Here is a 17,264-nt window from a genome sequence, read left to right on the forward strand (position 1 = left end):
CGCATGCCTGTATCCGGCACCCGCTCTCTCATCTTCTGGCTGACGCCGGGCTGCGCTGCTGTGTCAGCCTGACCTGCGCCTGCTGGGTCTGCGCCTGGGCCCGCTGGGCGGTCTGCTCGGTCACGGCGGCCCGGTTCTTCGCCGGGTCCTTCGGAAGGAGGGAGTCGGGAATCTTGGCCATCCGCGCGGCGTGGCTCATTGCTCCCTCGGCCACGGCCTGGAGCTTGGCCCGGTCGGCCGCCGAACAGGAGCCCTCGGGCTGGGCCTTCAAGAGTGCCTGCGCGGCCCTGCCGAATGCCGCCGTCTTCGCGGCCGCCCCCCACCGGTCGTAGGTCCCCAGTTTCCTGTCCTTCTCGGTGGGAGGGTTCGGAAGGTTCTGCCAGGCGTCGCGCAGAGCCTTGACGTGCTCATTCCGGCTTGAGAGCAGCTCCTGGCCCATTGCGCTCTTCTGCCAGGCGAGAAGCTGACCCGCCAGCCTCAGGTTTCCGTCCTGTGCCTCTGCGACGGAGACATAGGCGCGCGCGTTGGTGTCGACCCCCGCCGGCGAGGTGCCCGCGAGCCGCTTCATGTGGCGGAACCCGGCGTCGATCACCGAGTCCAGCGTGGCGACGTCCTTCGCCGAGAAACGGCCCATCCTGCCCTTGCCGATCTCCTCCCTGACCGCGTGAGCGCTCCGTACGAGCTCGCCGAAGCGTATCGCCGCGTCCCGGGGACTCTCCCGCAAGTCGTCGGAGGGCAGGTTCGCCCACGCCTTCCTCATGCGGACGAGCGCCGGCGTTTTCATCTTTCCGAGACGCTGGCCCAGCGTGGACTGGTCGGCCCACATCTTCAGCCCCTGGCGGATGTCGCGGGAGGCCTGGGCGGCCTGCGCGCGCCCCGCCTCACCCAGTCCGTATCCAAGATCCGGGCGGCGCATCCCACGAGCCTCCCGGTCCACCGCCGGGGCCTCGGGGGTGGGCAGGTTCTTGCGGGACAGCTTCCCCAGCTCTGCGTTGCGCTCGGCAGCGGTCCGGCTCAGTTCCCGCAACGCGGCCACGGCCGGGGCCGTCTCCCTGCGCCCCTCACGCTCCAACTGGCCGGCCAGCTCACCGGCGAGCCGGGCGTATGCATCGGTGGACTGCTGCGCGATGTCCGTCCACAGTCGCTTCCAGTGCGCGTTCGGTACGACATGCTTGCGCCAGACCCGGTCACCGGTGAAGGCCCAGACCGAACGCCGCATCCTGGCGGTGGCCCTGCGTGTGTCCTGCAACTGTTCCCACAGCGGGTTCCCGGTCGCGCCCAGGACCGCGGAGTGCCCCTCCAGGGCGCGCAGGGCACCCGCCACATCGTGCCCGTCGGACGCCCCGGTCCCCGCGGGGGCGGGCGGCGCGGGCACCGCACCGGCGCGCAGCCATGTGCTGCGCAGCTCCTGGTAGGTCCTGCGCAGTTCCTCGTTGTGCCGGCGCATCGGGTGCGGGAGGCTGTTCAGCGCCAGGCGCAGGGTGTCGTTGCGCTCCGGGACGGCTGCCACTGACTGCTCCGTCATTCACGTTCTCCTTGCTGGGTCCGGTGACGACGGCTACAGCTCGGTGGCTTGCCGCAGCGCTTCCGCCTCGGCGGGATGCGCGGACTCGGCAGTCCCGAACTCGGACACGGTCAGGAAGTCCTCGAACTCCTCCTGCGCCTCGGGCCGGACGGCCGGGCGTGGTGGCGCTTCGTGGTGGGTGCCGTTGGCGCAGCTGGCCACCTGGAGGCGCGGCAGGAAGCCGTGCAGGGTGGACAGCCATTCGGCCTCGGCCAGGTCCCGGCCCGGTGCCGGCTGGCAGTAGGTGCGCACCCAGCCCGCGTACAGCGCTGTCAGGTGTTCACGCACCGGGGGATGCCGGTACCAGCATGCGGGGATCTGGTTGTGCAGCTCGAAGGTGGTGCGCAGCCACTGAACCCACTCGGCCAGCTCTCGCATCTTGGCGCGCCGCTCGGCGGGCGTCATCGCCGCCCACACCCAGCCGTAGGAGGCGGACTCCTCCTCCAGTTCCGGCAGCTCCGGCCACAGCGAGGCCGGATCCTCCAGGCCGCCTCCCATACCTTCCAGCGTGTATTCAGACATCAGCGGCCTCCAACGGGGTCGTGCCGATCGGTGGGTTCTTCTCCAGGGAGATCCCGGCCGGCCCGGGGGCGGCCAGGAGTTTCTTCAGGTCCTTGTCGCGGAAGGTCAGCCGCATCCGTACCTTGACCGGCGGCAGGTTGGTGTACTGCGCGATCGCGGTGAACTCCGGGAGCTGCTGCAGCGCGTGGACGGGGGCTAGGTCGGTCTCCACCACCGACACCTGGGTCGAGTGGTCCCCGCCGCGGCCCCGGGTGGTCGACTCCCGCCGCACCTCGGTGCGCCCGTACAGCCCCGAGAAGTACCGCAGGGTCTCCAGGTCGCCGCAGCCGGGCAGCAGCATGCGCATCCCCGAGGCCGACAGCACCGTGTTGGCCTTCTGCTGCCCGAGCCGGTCCCGCAGCTGGGACAGGTCGTGCCACACGGTCAGCAAGCTGATGCCCATGCCGCGCCCCGTGGTGAGGATGTTCGGCAGCCGCGGGTAGCGCAGCATGTTGCCCGCCTCGTCGACCATCACCCCCAGTGCCGGATCCAGCGGGACGCCGGTGCTGTTGTAGCGGGTCTCGGCGCCGTGGATGACCGAGGCGACAAGCGAGGTCAGCAGCGGGGCGAAGCGCTCCGCGTCGGCCTCGGAGGCGATCAGGCAGACGGTGCCGTTGCGGTCCAGCAGCTCCTCGACGGTGAAGTCGGTTTGAGAGCTGGTCTCGCGCACTTCTTCGTCGGCGTAGACCCGGGCCAGGACGTTCAGGGTGAACTGGATGGAGCCGATGCCGTCCTCGTGCAGCCGCAGCCACGGGGAGGCGTAGTCGTCGGCCGTCTCCTGGTAGTCGTGCGCCAGCAGGACGGCGCGCACGTGGTCGACCGCGTCCTTGCCCAGTGACAGCCAGCGGCGCATGTCGTTGACACCGCCCCCGTTGAGCTGAGCCGCGAGCAGCACGCCCTTGAGGACGTTGCGGGCCTGATCCACCCAGGGGGCGGCCCGCTTGTCGTCGCCGGAGGCGGAGGCCTCGGCCATCCAGGCGGCCATGCGCTCGGCGGACTTGGCGTCGGTGCAGTAGTCGACCGGCGACCAGTGGTGCGTCTCGCGGCCCGGAATACCGGCCGGAGCGATCACCCACACCGGGCCCAGCGCCCGGCGCCGGGCATAGATGACGTCCAGGTCGGCTGCCTTGGTGGTGGTGACCACCAGCGGCCCCTGCCACTCGGCCGCGTTCGGCAGCACCAGCCCGGTCGTCTTGCTGCTGCCGGGCACGCCGAACACCGTGGCGGAGATGTTCGGCTGCGTGGCCAGGATCTTCTTCGTCTGTACGCCCCGGCCCGCGCTCAGTCGGCCCGCCCGCTGCGGCGGAGCCGCCGGAGCTGCCAGCCTGCGCTCCGTCTTCGACCCGCCCCACTGGGCGCCGCCGGTGCGGCCGCCGAACCGCGCCACGGAAGCGATCTTCACCACCGCGGCCACCAGCACGGCCACCAGCAGCACGACCAGAGAATAGAAGAGCCAGGCCGGAGGCGTCGGACGGAAGACGGACCCGGGACCGTGGACCAGAGCGTCCACCACCGTGGCGGGAACAGCCGAGGTACTCCTCGCCCATCCCTTTCCCGACAGCAGCGAAGCCAGCGGCCCGGCCAGCAGCACCGCACCACCCACCACGGCGGCGACCCCGGCCGCATATGCCGCCACGACCGTCCCGTCGGACACCCCGCCCGCCGACCCCGAGCCACCGCGCCGGGACATCACATCACCATCCGCTCGTCCGTCTCGAAGAGCTTCTGCTCGATGTGGGAGAGCATCAGCTGCACGGCGTGCCCGCCGCCGCGGCCCACCTTCCACAGCGCCCGGCCCCGCTGCCCCGCCCCCCAGGAGGCGATCAGATCGCACTCTGCATCCGTCAGACCGATCGCCTCCCGGGTCAGATTGAGGGGAGCGGTGTCCTGCGCGAGCTGGATGCGCGTCTCACAGCTGGCGATCAGGTCCTTGGCGATGGCGACCGCCTCCGAGCCGGCGGAGCCCACCGCCTCGAAGTCGGAGAGCCGGTGTGTCGCCAGCACCTGCACGGTGCCGCTCGCCCGGCTCAGCCGCAGGTCGGCGTCGATCTTGCGGACCATTGCCGCGCCGCCGCTGCGCAGCTGCCGCCACAGCTCGTCGCGGACTACCAGCCACGGCCGGTTGCCGGGGCGGTCGATCGCGCTCTGCGCCCAGGAGGAGACGCAGGTGAGCACCATGGCGATCGTGTCGTCCCCGTACGACTCCAGAGCCGAGACGTCGACGGACTGGATCGGAGCGTCCCAGTCCAGACCGATCGAGGTCTCCTTGTCGAACAGCCCCGCCAGATGACCTGTGATCATTCCGCCGAGAGCGGCGCGCAGCGAGGCCATCTGTTCGCGCGCCAACTGGACATCCTGGCCCCGGACCCTCATCTCGCGGGCCATCTCCGCGGTGGGGTCCCTGAGCTTCTCGTAGACCAGCGGAAGGGTCGGTATGCGCAGGCGTTCCTGCCCGTACAGTTCGCCCGTCACCTCCCGGACGGCGACATCCAGGCACTCCTCTTCCTGAGGGGCAAGATTCCGTCTCAGCTGGAGCTCCAGCAGCGCCTGCAGCAGCGTCAGGCGCCGCCGGTGGATCTCCTGGAGGCGCGCGGTGAGCTCTTCGCGGCTCGCGCTCTTGTCCAGTTCGTATCCCAGCGGGCCCGCATCCAGCGGATTGAGTCGGCCGGGCATACCGGGCCCCAGCCGCACGGGCTCGACTCCCAGATGTCTGCACAGCGCAGCGTACTCGCCCTTGACGTCACCTGCGATCAGCGTGCGGTGTCCCAGCGCCATCATGCGGAAGGCCAGCGCCTTGATGTGCGCGCTCTTCCCCGACCCCGGGATCCCGGTGATCATCACATTGGGGTTGGTGCACAGTCCCTCACTGACCCAAGCGGTCGGATGGGCGCTGAACGCCTGCTGGGTGAGGGTGTTCCAGCCGATGTACACCCCGATGGACGGCAGGGAGGCACCGTGCAGGAACGGGTAGATCCCGCTGGCCCGCGCGGTGTCGGAACGGAAGACGTCCGCCTTGTTGAGTGAGGCGGCCCGCCCCGCGAAGGGCTGGTTCCACCCTTTGCGAGGAGCCACCCGCATCGCCGTACTGGCATCCTCCAGCAGTCGTGCCCGGCGCTGGTCGCGCGCACTCGGCTGCTGCCGGAGGTCACCGGCCGCCTCACTGGAGCTGAACAGATCGGTCAGGGCCGCGGACTTCAGCCGGCTGTCGTCGTCCGGGCGGCGGGAGAAGGGAAGCCGCATCAGATACCCACCCGCCTGTCGGGAAGCCCCTGGGCGAGCGGCAGCGCGGAGGCCGCGAAGGCGTCGTCCTGCGCGCCCCACACGCGCCGCAGTTCCAGCCCCGCCGCCGAGGCGTCCGCCTGCAGATCGGCGCATGCGATCTCCAGTTGCTCCAGGTCGGTGACCGTGACGGCGACCAGCGCGGTGAGGCGCACCACGCCATGGCCGGCCGCACGGGCCATGTCCTGCGCCCGTGCGGTGATCGCCTCCCGCCGCTCGTCCTCGCTCTCGGCCCGGCCGGTCTTGGCCCGCAGCCCGCGGGCCGCCTCCCGCTTGGTCTTCTCCCTGGCCAGTTCCTTACGGGCCTTGGCTGGGCCGATCGGCTCGTATACGAGGGAGAGCGAGCGCCGTGCGTTGGACCGGGGTTTGAGGAGCGGCTGGAGGAACGTCGCGTAGACCTCGCTCTGCGGGAAGCTGCGGACCTGGTAGCTGACGGTCCATGCGCCGTCGTGCCGGTAGACGCTCCACTGGGTGTCGGCCGCCGCGGGGCCGGCCAGAGCGGGGTCGACGCCGGCATCGAGCCCCTGCCAGTCGGGGGTGCTCGACGCGGCGTTGGTGCGCTCGGCGAGCGTGACGTGCGCTTCGGGGTCGTAGGCGGTGCGGATGGCCTGGGCGACGCCGCGCGGTGAGAGCCACTCGACGACCTGCAGCCCGGCGCTGGCCAGTGCGGGCTGCATGGCGTTGAGCTCCCGTACCAGGACGGCGGCGGCTCCCCGCTGCCCCCCGCCGGCACCTTTGACGGCCAGGCGGGCGCGGGAGGTGGACAGAGTGACGGCCAGGTACGTCTCGCGGATGGTGGCCGCCGGTCCGGCGCCTGCCATGAGCTGGTCGAGGGCTTCGACCGCGACGGCGGGGGCGTCCTGTGAGACGTGCCGCTCCGTCCAGGCGCGCAACGCGGCCCCGTCGTCCGGGAGGGAGCGCTGGTGCACGGCGATACGGGTGATCGCGCCGTCCTCCTTGCAAAGGCCCCGCAGCACCGCCGCCCACGCCTGTACCCGCGAGTTCTGCCTGTCGGTGTCCACCAGGGCCAGTCCCGGATGGGAGATGCGGCACACGGCGGTGTAGGTGCCGTCGATGGGGTTGTGCATGAGTCCCAGGTGGCCGCCCAGGCCGTCGGGCGCCTCCAGAAGGTGCAGGCGGGCGAGGGAGCCGGGCAGGTCCATGGGCTGGTGCCCGTCCTTGCCGCGGGGGGCGAAGAAGCCGGAGAAGAACAGGTTTCTGTTGGTGGCCACGGCGATCTGGTGCCTTACTGCGAGGGTGATCCACTGGTCCGCTGTCAGCCCCAGCACCCGCCCGTATGCGAGCAGCAGCAGCACGGCGGATACGGGCAGAGCGACGAAGGCCGCCGACAGCGACCGGGCATACAGCGGGATCAGGGCGATGACGGAGGCGGCAGCCACCAGAGCGAACCCCGGACCGCTGAGGTTCCCGATGAACCCGCTGCGCTCGGACTGCCATCCGCTGTAGGTGGCCGGCTCAGCACTCGACACGGGTCAGCTCCCTTCCGGAGGTTGTGCGGCTGGGGGAGGCCCGGACTGCTTGGGCGGAGGCTCGCTCTCGGGGACGCCGGACTGCGCGGGCGACGCCGGTGCGGGGGCCGACTCCCGGTCCCCTCCGCCTCCGCCTTCGCCTTCGCCGCCGCCTCCGCGTCGCGGGATCACGACATTCCGTCCGCCCTGGTGGGCATGATCGAGACCGGCGTGCGCGGCCATGTTCCCCGCCGTGCTCTCCAGCATGTCCTTGCCTGCCGCAGCCATCTGGAGGCCCATACCGACCGTCCCGCCGACCTTCGACATGAAGCTGCCGGACTTGCGGCCCATCATCGCCTTGGACCAGAAGCCCCCGCCCCCGCCCCCGCCGGATCCGGAGCCGCCGGAGGCCCCTCCGCCGCCCGAGCCCCCGGCGTTGTCGGCCTCCAGCGCCCGGGTGAACCCGCTCCCGCCGCCGACCATGCCCGCGCCGCTCAGCGCCGGGTTGTGGCCGCCGAACGCGCTCGATACCGACGAACCGATGGAGCTCAGCATCCCGGAGGCCGTGCTCGACCCGGCCCCCGCGCTGGTGAAGGTCATGAACTTGGCCAGCATCGGCCAGGCGAAGCAGGCCAGGATGAACACGATCAGCCCGACGAAAACGTTGCGGACCCCCTTCGCGTTGCCCATCGCGGAGGCACCGATGCTGAAGCACAGCACGATCACCGGCTTCGCGAGAATCAGCGAGATCAGGGCATTGCGGGCCTTGGGCCACCACTCGGTCGTCGCGTCGCTCATCTGCCCGGCCAGCGCGATGGGCATCACAGTGACCAGGATCATGATGGCCGCCTGCCTCACCAACATCTCCAGCCACAGCGCGCCCACGGCCACGATGGCCAAGATGCTGATGACGATCACGAAACCGGTGGACGCGGGAGCGATACCACTGCCCGTGATCAGCGCGGCCCCCGCGGTAGTCGCCCCGCTTCCGCTGACCAGGCCGGCGAACATCGTGCCCAACTGCTGCTTCATGGCCTCGGTGGCGGTGCCCGTGTCGGCCAGGTCGGCCCCGCTGACCGACTCACCGCCCTCACCGGTCAGGGTGTAGTTGATCATCGCGGTGCTGAACGTGTCCGACCAGTCCAGCGCCGTCTGCGTCGCGGTGACGTAGACAGCCAGGATCACTCCCCACTTGGCCAGACCGGTGATCGCCGTCACCAGCGGCGCGCCCTTCTGCGAGATCCCCAGCTTCGCGAACTGGATCAGCAGCAGGAAGGTGGCCACCAGGATGGATATCCCGGTCATGACACCCATGACGGGGCCGATCCCGGTGTCCGCCAGCTTGATGGTGGAGATGCTGTTGAAAGCCTCGGCGAACTGTTCCATCAGCCATACGACGGAGGTCCCCAGTGCGCCCGCCGCGTCCTCCAGGGCGCCGCCGGCCCACTCTTTGAGCTTGTCACCCGCCCAGTCGAGAGGTGTGTACGCGTCACCCGGCCACTTCCCGGAGGCTTCCGCATTGCACTGCTGGAAGGGCTTCTTGTCCTTCTTCACGCACTTCGTGAGGTACTTCTTGATGTCCGCATAATGGGACTGATTGGGGTCGGCCTTCTCCTGCCACCTTTTCAACTCGCCCAGTTCGAACTTGTGTCTTTCCTCGGGATCGTGCGACCCCTCCCCGATGTGGACCGTGCCGGGAAGCTCACCGGCCTCGGGATAGCGGCAGTTGATGTCCGTGTCCACACGGCAGTACTCGTTGGTCTTCGTGTTGATGCCGATGGTCTCCCCGGTCTTCTGCCACTCCTCGGGGATGGGATCCGGCGGCTTGGGCCCGGCGAGGGCTGGCTGGCTCAGCGCCGCCAGACCGAATACGGCGGCGGCCAGCAGCACGCCGCACCGGGCGAGGAACCTAACCATCGGTCACCTGCCGCCAGCCGTCCTGGAAGGCATAGGGGCTGTGCGGGTCATAGGCGCTCGGTCCCACCGACCGGCGCACCCAGCGCGGCTGTGCCGTCACTTTCCAGTCGCCCTTCGTCCAGGTCACGATCAGGTTGTCCGTCTCGTCCTTGAGAGGGTTCTCATCGGTGCTCTTCTCGGTGCTGGTGGCGTAGCGGTCGTAGACCATCCACACCTGCACGACATCCCCCGTGCGATCGAGGCTCTGCGCCAGCACGGCCTTGACGCTGGTGGTGAAGGTCACCCCGTTCGGAGGCCCCCCGGAGGGAGGCAGCCCCACCCCTTCGCGCAGTTTGCGCACCTCAGAGACCTTGCTGCGTACGATCGGGTCCGAAGGGCTGGCGGCGATGGTCCGCAACTGCCGCTCAGCGGACTGGTCGTCGATGAAGCTCAGGTCCTGCCAGTAGGAGACGGCAGCCGACCTGGCGCCCACTGCGGTGTGCGGGAAGCCCGTACCGATGCCGTTCTTCGATGACTTTGGTTTGAGCACCGGTGCACGGTGAGCCGTGGCGGGCGTGTGCTTCTTCCTGCCCGCAGCCGCGGAGGCTGAACTGCCTGGCTCTGGGGAGGGCTTGGCCTGCGAGTGGTTGGCGCGGCCCTCCCCCACGCTTCCCACGGCCAGGAAGCCGCCCGTGGCCAAGAGCGTCACCACAGCCGCGCTCAGGGCGATCAGGCGCAGCCGGGCGCGCCGCGCCTTTCTCCGGAAGTCCATGCGGTCTCAGCCCTGCGTCATGTTGTAGAAGGCCATAACGAGCCCTGAGGTCACCCCGATGCCCATACCGGCGATCAGGCTCCAGACGATCGCCTGCTTGCCGCGAGCGGCCAGTCCGCCGCGTTCACTGTTGTGGCCGATCGCCACGCACGCCCAGCCGGAGAGCCCTCCCAGGACAGCCAGCGCCAGGCCGATACCGGCTGTCCAGCCGAGTATCTTTCCGGTCGGCGTCTTCAGGGCGCCGGGGACGGTCGGCGTGTAGCCCGGAATCGGACTGTCGGCAAGGAGACGGAAGGTTTCGAGCGTGGAGCTCATGCGGGCACCTTTTCGGGAGCGACGACGGCGTCGAAGGACAGGGGTGCGGGCGTACGGGCCGAGGGAAGGGGGTCCCCCCACGCCGCACGGGCAGATGCGAGTACGGCTCGTGCCAGCTCGTGTCCCGCCGTGAGGGTTTTCGGCCTGATCCGGTGTGAGTCGCTCATTCCGTGGGCGCGGATGTGCGAGTCATAGGGCACGGAGACCACGGCGAAGGCATGTGACCGGAGCATCGTGGCGGCGGCCCGAACCGGTGCCGGAGGACGACCCTCCCCGGTCGAGATGAGAGCGACGACGGCACGTCCCAGCGGCAGCCCTTCAGCGACCGCTGCTTTGACGGCGACCTGGAGAGCCTGCACGCCCGGACCGGTCGCAGCCGCACTCAGGACGGGAACGGCGAAAGGGAGTCCGCACCAGGAAGCGGTCTGGCCACTCCTCCCGGCGCACCGCGCGGCGATGATGTCCTGGGCCATGGCATGAGGAGTGTCGGCGATGACGGCCTGCCAGCCGCCGGCGGCCGCGAGCTGGTGCCAGGCGGCAGGATCTGCGGGCAGAGAAAGCGGCGCGCTGCTCCAGCCCTGGTGGTCCGTCAGTACCTGCCAGGTGTGGCCCTCGGGGGTCCGGCAGTCGGCGGCCGCCTGCTGGATGTGCCGGCGGGTGGCGGGCCGGTCGGGCGGTATGGACAGCAGCCCGTTCCCGGGTTCCGTGCACCAAAGCGGCCAGGGAGAGGCCAGCCGCGGCGCGGTGTCCAGGACGACGGAAGGCCCGGTGGAGGAAAGGGCCGCCGCCAGAAGACCCGCTGTTGTGGACCGGCCACTGCCACCTACCGGGCCCAGTACGGGTATCACGAGGCGAGCCTGCGCCGGAAGCGCCTCCAGCATCGGTGATTTCTTGGACAACTTTCCCCCGGAATTGCAGATGCAACCACTACGAGGTCGGACCTCGTCGGCACTCAACGCCCGTGGTCCGGAAGCCTGTTGACGGCATTCTATGGTCGCTTCCGGTGGCCTGTGCCCCGCCCCCGCCTCTGTGTCGCACCCGGGAAGAAGAGGTGTGTCAAAAGCTGATAGAAGTGGCATTCCGGGCGCACGCCAGTCACCCTCCTGTGACAGAAACAGTCTGAGAGGCGCGTGGGACTGGTGTGACAATGGCAGCTTGAGCCGGACCGCTACCTCGACGCCTTCCCCGCGAAGGGGGCGTATACGCGGCACCAGGAAAGAGCTCACCGCCTAGGGGGACAGGCCAATTGAGCATCATTCGCATGTTGCAAATCGTTGGCGGCGCCATAGTGGCGCTCGTCCTCGCCCTCGTGATCGGTTTGATCCTCCTCCTGGCGATGTCCGGCGGCAGCGGTGGAGGCGGCGAGGGCAATGCGCAGTTGATGGCAGGCTCTTTGAAGGTCGGCAAGAACGGCGTACCCGCCGCCTACGCGGGGCTCATCCAGCAGGCCGCCGATGACTGCAACGCCGGGCTGCCGGCGAGCGTCCTGGCCGCCCAGCTCAAGCAGGAGTCGGGCTTCCAGGCCGATCCGGGCAAGAGCAGCGCGGGCGCGCTGGGGATAGCCCAGTTCATGCCGGGCACGTGGAAGACAGCAGGGGTGGACGGCAATAACGACGGCAGGAAGGATCCCCTCGACCCGGAGGACGCGATACCGGCGCAGGGCAAGATGATGTGCAAGCTGCTGCGCACCGCCAAGAAGCACCCGGAGTACGACGGAAGCCCCGTCGAACTGGCGCTGGCGGGCTACAACGCAGGCTGGGGCAGGGTCGAGCAGTACCGCGGAGTTCCCCCCGAGGAGTTCGCGAAAGGCCAGACCTACCACTACGTGAAGATCATCATGTCCAACGTCGCCTCCCTGACCGGCCCCGACGGCGGCCTGTCTACCGGATGGACCCGGCCCGTCGACGGCCCCCTGGGTACCCCGTACCACCAGCGGGGCGGCGCGTGGTCCAGCGGCATGCACACCGGAATCGACTTCACAGTCCCCACGGGCACAACCGTCAAGGCCGCGGGCCCCGGAAAGGTGGTGACGGCGGGTGACGGCGGAGCGTACGGAAACCAGGTCGTGATCAGACACGCGGATGGTACCTACAGCCAGTACGGTCACCTCTCGAAGATCTCGGTCTCCACCGGGAAGCGCCTCAAGGCGGGCCAGAAGATCGGCCTCTCCGGAGCCACCGGAAACGTCTCCGGCCCCCATCTCCACTTCGAGATCCGCACCGGCCCGGGGTACGGATCGGACATCGACCCCGGTGCCTTCCTGCGCAAACGAGGAGTGAAGCTGTGACGGAAGAACCGCAGTTCGCCCCCTGGGGAGTCGTCTCCGCAGGGTTCTGGACGCACGGCACACAGCCGCCCGCAGCCCCGGGGCCGGCCGGACAAGCCGACGCCTACCCCCTTCTCACCCCCGCAGCAGCACACGAGAGCACGGAAACCCGGCAGCCCCCGCCGCCCCCGGAGGAGTACCGCGAACGGGTCGCGGCCATCACCTCGACCTTCACACCGCCGCACGATCCCCAGCGCCTGGCATGGGCAGCCATCCAGGCCGAACGCCTCGACCAAGAGGCCACCGCGACCTACGGCCCCGCCCACACCCACACCATCAGCATCCGGGAACTGCGCGGCTGGATCGCCCGCCTCCAGGACGACCCGGAAGCTGCCACCCACTGGGACCTGCATGTGATCCGACTCCAGGGCACCACATGGGGCATGCACCACACGATCACCCGCGCCAGCGCCCAACGTGCCGTACGGCACTGGACCGAGATCCCCGACGCCGCCACCCGGGTAGCCCTGAGCAAGCAGCTCCTCGGCATGCTCATCGCAGTCAGCGGAGAGAACAGCAGTCTCAGCCGGCATGTGCAAAAACTGGTGCGAAGAGCCCATAGCGCTGCCGCTCGCTAAACCTCCCGGCCGCAATCGGCATCGTCTGTTACCTACCTGTGTCATGCTCCACTGGCCCTCAGGGCCACCCCCTGAAACACTCTGCACACCCGTCACACCCACCCCAACCAGCCCCGCTGTCACTGAAGTTGAGGCGATCAGGGCAACGAGAGCCGGTGTGGCGAGCAGCGAGCAACATCGCTCCCGGGCAGGTCCCCCAAAAGGCGGATGCCGGACCAGCGCGCTCGCACAGCGAGGACTCTCCGTCACCATGCGCAGCACAGGAGGACCGACAATGACGCCCTTTCGGCACCTGACACGGGCAGATCTGGATCAGCTCACACGTGCCGAACTGTTCTCACGGCTCGCTGAAGAAAGCGCCTTCTGGAAGAGACTCACAGCAAAAGAGATGACTGAGCAGGACGTGAAGGCGTACCAGGAGTTCCTGCAGATAGCACTGACACTCCACGACCCCCGGGGCCTGGCCGACCACCTCGGCAACGTCATTGACGGACAGGACGACGACTACCTGGACCAAGTGCCCGGCTCGGCTTGCCAGGCACCACGATGACAGACGGCGAAGCCCACACCGAGTACTTGGAAGAGCCCCCCGTACCGTGGTCGTTCACGCAAGGGACGGACGGGCTGGAACTGGCGCTGGACTCGTTCAAGACGGAATGGGATGCGCTGGTCGCGCAAGGACAAGCCCGGCGAAACGTACGCAGGCAGTTCAACACCGCACTCGCGGTGGGCAGCGGATCATTGGGCCCGCAGGAAACCGACCGACTCGCAGGAGCCCTGGCCGAACTCGGGATGCTGCGTCCGGGTGACGTCGCGCCCACAGCCGACGCTCGCACGGACTCACCGTCCCCGGCTGTGCCGGACCAGAACGCCGTCCAGCCCCTACGCGGTGGGGTGCGGCTGTCCGTGCCTGGAGCGCGCCTCGTCCCGACCGGATCGGTCACAGCGATGGTGGAGGCCATCGGGCACACGGTTGCAGCCCGTGGGATCGGATGTGTGTTCGGCCAGCCGGGGGTGGGCAAAACAGTGGCGGCACATCACGCACTGGATCTCCTGCCATCGCGAACGCCGGCCTGGCGAGCAGTCGTCGCCGTACGACCGGATCTACCCCAGCTGCGAGAGTGCCTGCTCGAGGCATGCGGCCTGCCCACGGCGACACTGGCGCACTCCGCACAGGCGGCCGACGGCGCTCTCAAGGAGACGCTGCAACAACCAGGCGTACTCTTCCTCGACGACGCACAACGCCTCTCACCCTCGCTGCTGGACTATCTACGACTGCTGTGGGACGAACCAGGCACCGCCGCCGCGCTGGTGCTCTGCGGAGCGACAGCAGAGCAGGCGATCGACAACGTCCCAGCCGTGCGTTCCAGAGTGCTGACCTGGCACCAGACCGCAGGACTGGAACCGGAACAGCTCGCCGAGACCCTGACCGAGTTCCACGACATCTGGGCGGACGCGGAACCCTCGGACATCGCCTGGGCCGACTCCACGGTGGCCCGAGGGAACTTCCGCACCTGGGCGAAGATCACCTCACACCTCTATGCCCTCGTCCAACGCAACCCGCGAACCCACATAGACCGTCCCGTGATCAAACAGGCATGTGCACGCCTGAGTACCTACCCATGAGGGGTCCTGAATCCCGATCCCGTCGATACTGCTGACATCTCTGCGGTCCGCCTCTCCATGTGTGGTCCCCATCCGGTGGCTCACGCGTCCCGCCGTCCACCACCTCCCCCCTGCCTCCTGTGCGAGGGGGAGGCTGATGGCCCGTCCGGGGCCGGCGGCTGGCGCTGCGAGCCGGAGGAGCTGAGATCTTGGCCTGCGCCCTGTCCTGCTGGCTTGCCCCTGGATTCATCCCTTGGACCCCGGACAGGTCACGGGACAGGGCACACAGCAGGGCGTGGGACAGGTCGCGTCACTGTCCGTCAGAAACCAGCATCGCCCCAGGCCACTCCGCTTGGTAAGCGCTGGCGGTGAGCCCGACATCTCTCCTATCAGGGTCTATGGGGGCGGATACGCGTTGTCGAGCTGGGGGCGACGGCTCCCGGCCGCGCTGCCTCCGGGGTCGGGAACGGCGGGTGAGCGCCCCCTCCCCGGGGTCGAGATATGCACGTCCTGCGCGTCAGTCCAGCGCACACCGCGTCTGGGCTACGCGTCAGCCAGTGCCGCGCAGACCAGCGCCTGTGACGGGCTGTACCGCGTAGATGACGTGCAGGCGGGCGGCATGTCGCCAGGCCGGTCCTGGGAGCCGCGGGCGGGCTTCTCAGCGCCAGTTCTCGTAGTTCTCGTCGGCCTGCCAGCCCTCCGGCGGCGGGGAGTAGGGGGAGCAGGCCCCGCACGCCTTGCACGTCCACCGTCCGTGGAGTCCGTGGACGTCGCTCTTGCACGAGGTGCACACGTGTGTCGTGTAGTAGTTCTCGACCATTTCGCTGTCACTCATCGCTCATCCCGGCTCATCCCGTTGTTCCGCAGTTGTTGCAGCTCCAGCCGCCGTCCGACCCCTGGATCACTGGCGCCCCGCAGTGCGTGCAGTTCATGCCGCGCCCCCACCCTGCTCGACGTTGCTCACAGCGTCCTCCCGGCCGTCGGGCAGTGCCAGACATACAACGAGCCAGATAGGCGACGATTCTGCGACGGACCGCCTCCCGGCACCCGTTCCATGCTTCGAATGGAGGGGCGTTCGTTGTGGCTCGCGCGAGCGCCTGGAGCGGCTCGCGGACGCGTCCCGGCTGCGCGCGGTGCTGTACCCGGTGCCGAAGCCGCCACCCGCCCGGCACCGTTCCCGTTCACGGCAGCACCCCGGCGGCCGGCCCAACCCGTGGCGCACCCCGCGGGGCCGCCGCCGGGGATGAGCGGACGCGATAAGGCGGCAGACGGCGCGCCGGCTCACCCGAATAGCGCGGGGTAGGACCGTGCCCACGACGTCGAGCAGCCCTGGCTACAGGGGACGGGGCGGCCGGAGCTTGTCCACAGGTGATCCGGCTTAGAACGGTTCGTGTCCGCTTCCGGGTGTGAGGTGCCTGGACGCATACCGAAAGGGCACGGCCGATGGTGCAGACGAGGTTCGACAAGCAGGTGGAAGAGACCGCGGAGACGGTGGCGTTCGGGATCGGCCGGTTCCTGGCCGGCCGTCCGCTGGACGGGGTCAAGCGGACCGACGCGACGTTCTGGCGCACCGGCACCAGGGTCCTGCCGAAGGTCGAAGGCCGCGTCTCCCGGTCCTCCTACCGCGCCGGGTGGAAGCGCCTGACCTTCCGTATCAGCGCGCTGGCCGCCGCCGGGACGGGCGGCTACCAGGCCGGGTGGGTCCACCAGGACGCCACCCTCGCCACCGCCCAGCAGATACGGGCCGACCCGGATCCGGCGCTCGCCTTGCTGGAGCAGATGGGGATCGCCGCCGCCTCCACCGCGGCCGCCGGCACTGCCGCCTACCTCGCGGTCACCCGCAAGCGCCGCGCGTTCCAGCGTGAGTGGATACTGCCCCTGCACGACGCGCTCGCTCTGCCGCTGCAGCTGCCCGAGCAGACCGACCCGCGCCGCTACCTCCACATCCCCCGCAACTTCAACGACGACGACGCCCGGATACGCGTGGATGTGCCCCGGCGGCTGAACTTCTCCAAGGACCTGGTCGCCGACATCATCGCCACCAAGCTCGCCCTGGAGGGCGTCACCTTCTCCTGGCACCTGTCCGGCTCGAAGACGTACGTGACGGTGAAGAAGACCCGCCGCCCGCCGAGCAGGGCCGTCGTCACCGACCCCACCGTGCACGCCCTGGTCGACAAGGCCCCGGAGTCCGCCCCCGTCATCGGCGTCGGCGCCGGCGGCCGCGAGGTCTCGGTCGACCTGGACGCCGAATCCCCGCACATCCTCGTCAACGCCAGCACGGGCGGCGGCAAGTCGGTGACGCTGCGCTGCATCGCCTGCCAGATGCTCCACCACGGCAGCCTCGTGTTCGTCCTGGACACCAAGCGGATCTCCCACCCGTGGGCGTCCGGGCTGGCCGGCGGGCCTGGAACCGGTCGGCGGCCCCTCGAATATTGGCGGCCAAGAGCCCCCCGCCCATGAGAGCGACGCCACCCCACATCAACTCGAACACATGACTGTTCACCACGCGAGGATAGTCAGCCCGCGCCGTCGGCAAGAGCTCTCTCAGTGCTCTGCCGGACAGACCCTAGAGGCCCGCGTGCCCGGAGTCCGCCGTCGCGTCCCCGTGCTCATCCGGACGGACCAGAGGCCGTCCCCGGCCCACTGCCGGGCATCGAATGCCCGGCAGTGGAGGTGTCCCTAACGCCGCCGAGGTCGTCCTCCGCGAAGCCGACGGACGCCTGTCCGCCTCGCTGGGTGGTAGCCGTTACGCCTTGGCCCATTCCAATCCCAGTTCGGCGAGTGTGGTGAGTTTGTCGGTGGTCAGTTTGGCCCGGCGGGTCTTGGTGTTGGACAGGAACACTCCGAGCTTGACCTCGGTGCCGTCCGGCAACGCCTCTACGTGCCCCCTGGGGACCCT

General features: G+C 69.3%; 15 protein-coding genes. 5 read left to right on the plus strand and 10 right to left on the minus strand.

The features are described from left to right. Positions 1–28: 28 nt before the first annotated feature. From ACFYMO_RS31450 to ACFYMO_RS31490, 9 genes are all read right to left on the minus strand, one after another. Entirely contained in the window at positions 29–1,525 is a 1,497-nt protein-coding gene (locus ACFYMO_RS31450) for a hypothetical protein (RefSeq protein ID WP_388550847.1), read from the minus strand. A gap of 33 nt (positions 1,526–1,558) precedes the next feature. Next, the gene (locus ACFYMO_RS31455; RefSeq protein ID WP_388550850.1) at positions 1,559–2,086 is read right to left on the minus strand and encodes a hypothetical protein; all 528 of its coding nucleotides are present in this window, start codon (positions 2,084–2,086) and stop codon (positions 1,559–1,561) included. Then, on the minus strand, positions 2,079–3,815 hold the full coding sequence (locus tag ACFYMO_RS31460) for a type IV secretory system conjugative DNA transfer family protein (protein ID WP_388550853.1): 1,737 nt from the start codon (positions 3,813–3,815) through the stop codon (positions 2,079–2,081). Before ACFYMO_RS31460 ends, ACFYMO_RS31455 begins: the two co-directional genes overlap by 8 nt. Beyond that, positions 3,815–5,203, minus strand: coding sequence for a type VI secretion protein (locus ACFYMO_RS31465; RefSeq protein ID WP_388550887.1), 1,389 nt, complete (start codon positions 5,201–5,203; stop codon positions 3,815–3,817). The genes ACFYMO_RS31460 and ACFYMO_RS31465 overlap by 1 nt, the downstream gene beginning before the upstream one ends. Positions 5,204–5,364: 161 nt before the next feature. Next, on the minus strand, positions 5,365–6,894 hold the full coding sequence (locus ACFYMO_RS31470) for an SCO6880 family protein (RefSeq protein ID WP_388550856.1): 1,530 nt from the start codon (positions 6,892–6,894) through the stop codon (positions 5,365–5,367). A gap of 3 nt (positions 6,895–6,897) precedes the next feature. After that, positions 6,898–8,790, minus strand: a complete 1,893-nt coding sequence (locus ACFYMO_RS31475) for a hypothetical protein (protein ID WP_388550859.1) — start codon at positions 8,788–8,790, stop codon at positions 6,898–6,900. Beyond that, complete coding sequence (locus ACFYMO_RS31480; protein ID WP_388550862.1) at positions 8,783–9,541, minus strand: hypothetical protein; 759 nt, start codon at positions 9,539–9,541, stop codon at positions 8,783–8,785. Before ACFYMO_RS31480 ends, ACFYMO_RS31475 begins: the two co-directional genes overlap by 8 nt. 6 nt (positions 9,542–9,547) lie before the next feature. Next, positions 9,548–9,856 carry a hypothetical protein gene (locus tag ACFYMO_RS31485; protein WP_051272056.1) on the minus strand — a complete coding sequence of 103 codons (309 nt, stop codon included), beginning with the start codon at positions 9,854–9,856 and terminating at the stop codon, positions 9,548–9,550. Beyond that, complete coding sequence (locus tag ACFYMO_RS31490; RefSeq protein WP_388550865.1) at positions 9,853–10,737, minus strand: hypothetical protein; 885 nt, start codon at positions 10,735–10,737, stop codon at positions 9,853–9,855. The genes ACFYMO_RS31485 and ACFYMO_RS31490 overlap by 4 nt, the downstream gene beginning before the upstream one ends. A gap of 380 nt (positions 10,738–11,117) precedes the next feature. Here ACFYMO_RS31490 and ACFYMO_RS31495 point away from each other — a divergent pair, with 380 nt between their 5' ends. From ACFYMO_RS31495 to ACFYMO_RS31510, 4 genes are all read left to right on the plus strand, one after another. Next, positions 11,118–12,143 (plus strand): peptidoglycan DD-metalloendopeptidase family protein, encoded by a 1,026-nt coding sequence (locus tag ACFYMO_RS31495; protein WP_388550867.1) that lies wholly within the window; start codon positions 11,118–11,120, stop codon positions 12,141–12,143. After that, positions 12,140–12,760: a hypothetical protein gene (locus tag ACFYMO_RS31500; RefSeq protein WP_388550869.1), complete on the plus strand. Its 621-nt coding sequence runs from the start codon at positions 12,140–12,142 to the stop codon at positions 12,758–12,760. Before ACFYMO_RS31495 ends, ACFYMO_RS31500 begins: the two co-directional genes overlap by 4 nt. Before the next feature lie 250 nt (positions 12,761–13,010). Next, on the plus strand, positions 13,011–13,310 hold the full coding sequence (locus ACFYMO_RS31505) for a hypothetical protein (protein ID WP_388550872.1): 300 nt from the start codon (positions 13,011–13,013) through the stop codon (positions 13,308–13,310). Next, on the plus strand, positions 13,307–14,386 hold the full coding sequence (locus ACFYMO_RS31510; RefSeq protein ID WP_388550875.1) for an AAA family ATPase: 1,080 nt from the start codon (positions 13,307–13,309) through the stop codon (positions 14,384–14,386). Before ACFYMO_RS31505 ends, ACFYMO_RS31510 begins: the two co-directional genes overlap by 4 nt. A gap of 637 nt (positions 14,387–15,023) precedes the next feature. Here the strand turns inward: ACFYMO_RS31510 and ACFYMO_RS31515 are convergent. Then, positions 15,024–15,200: a hypothetical protein gene (locus ACFYMO_RS31515; protein ID WP_388550878.1), complete on the minus strand. Its 177-nt coding sequence runs from the start codon at positions 15,198–15,200 to the stop codon at positions 15,024–15,026. Positions 15,201–15,808: 608 nt separating this feature from the next. Between ACFYMO_RS31515 and ACFYMO_RS31520 the strand changes: the two genes are divergently transcribed. Beyond that, entirely contained in the window at positions 15,809–16,825 is a 1,017-nt protein-coding gene (locus ACFYMO_RS31520; protein ID WP_388550881.1) for a helicase HerA domain-containing protein, read from the plus strand. Positions 16,826–17,264 lie beyond the last annotated feature (439 nt).

It is taken from the genome of Streptomyces sp. NPDC007025 (assembly GCF_042869455.1).
Taxonomy (GTDB): domain Bacteria; phylum Actinomycetota; class Actinomycetes; order Streptomycetales; family Streptomycetaceae; genus Streptomyces.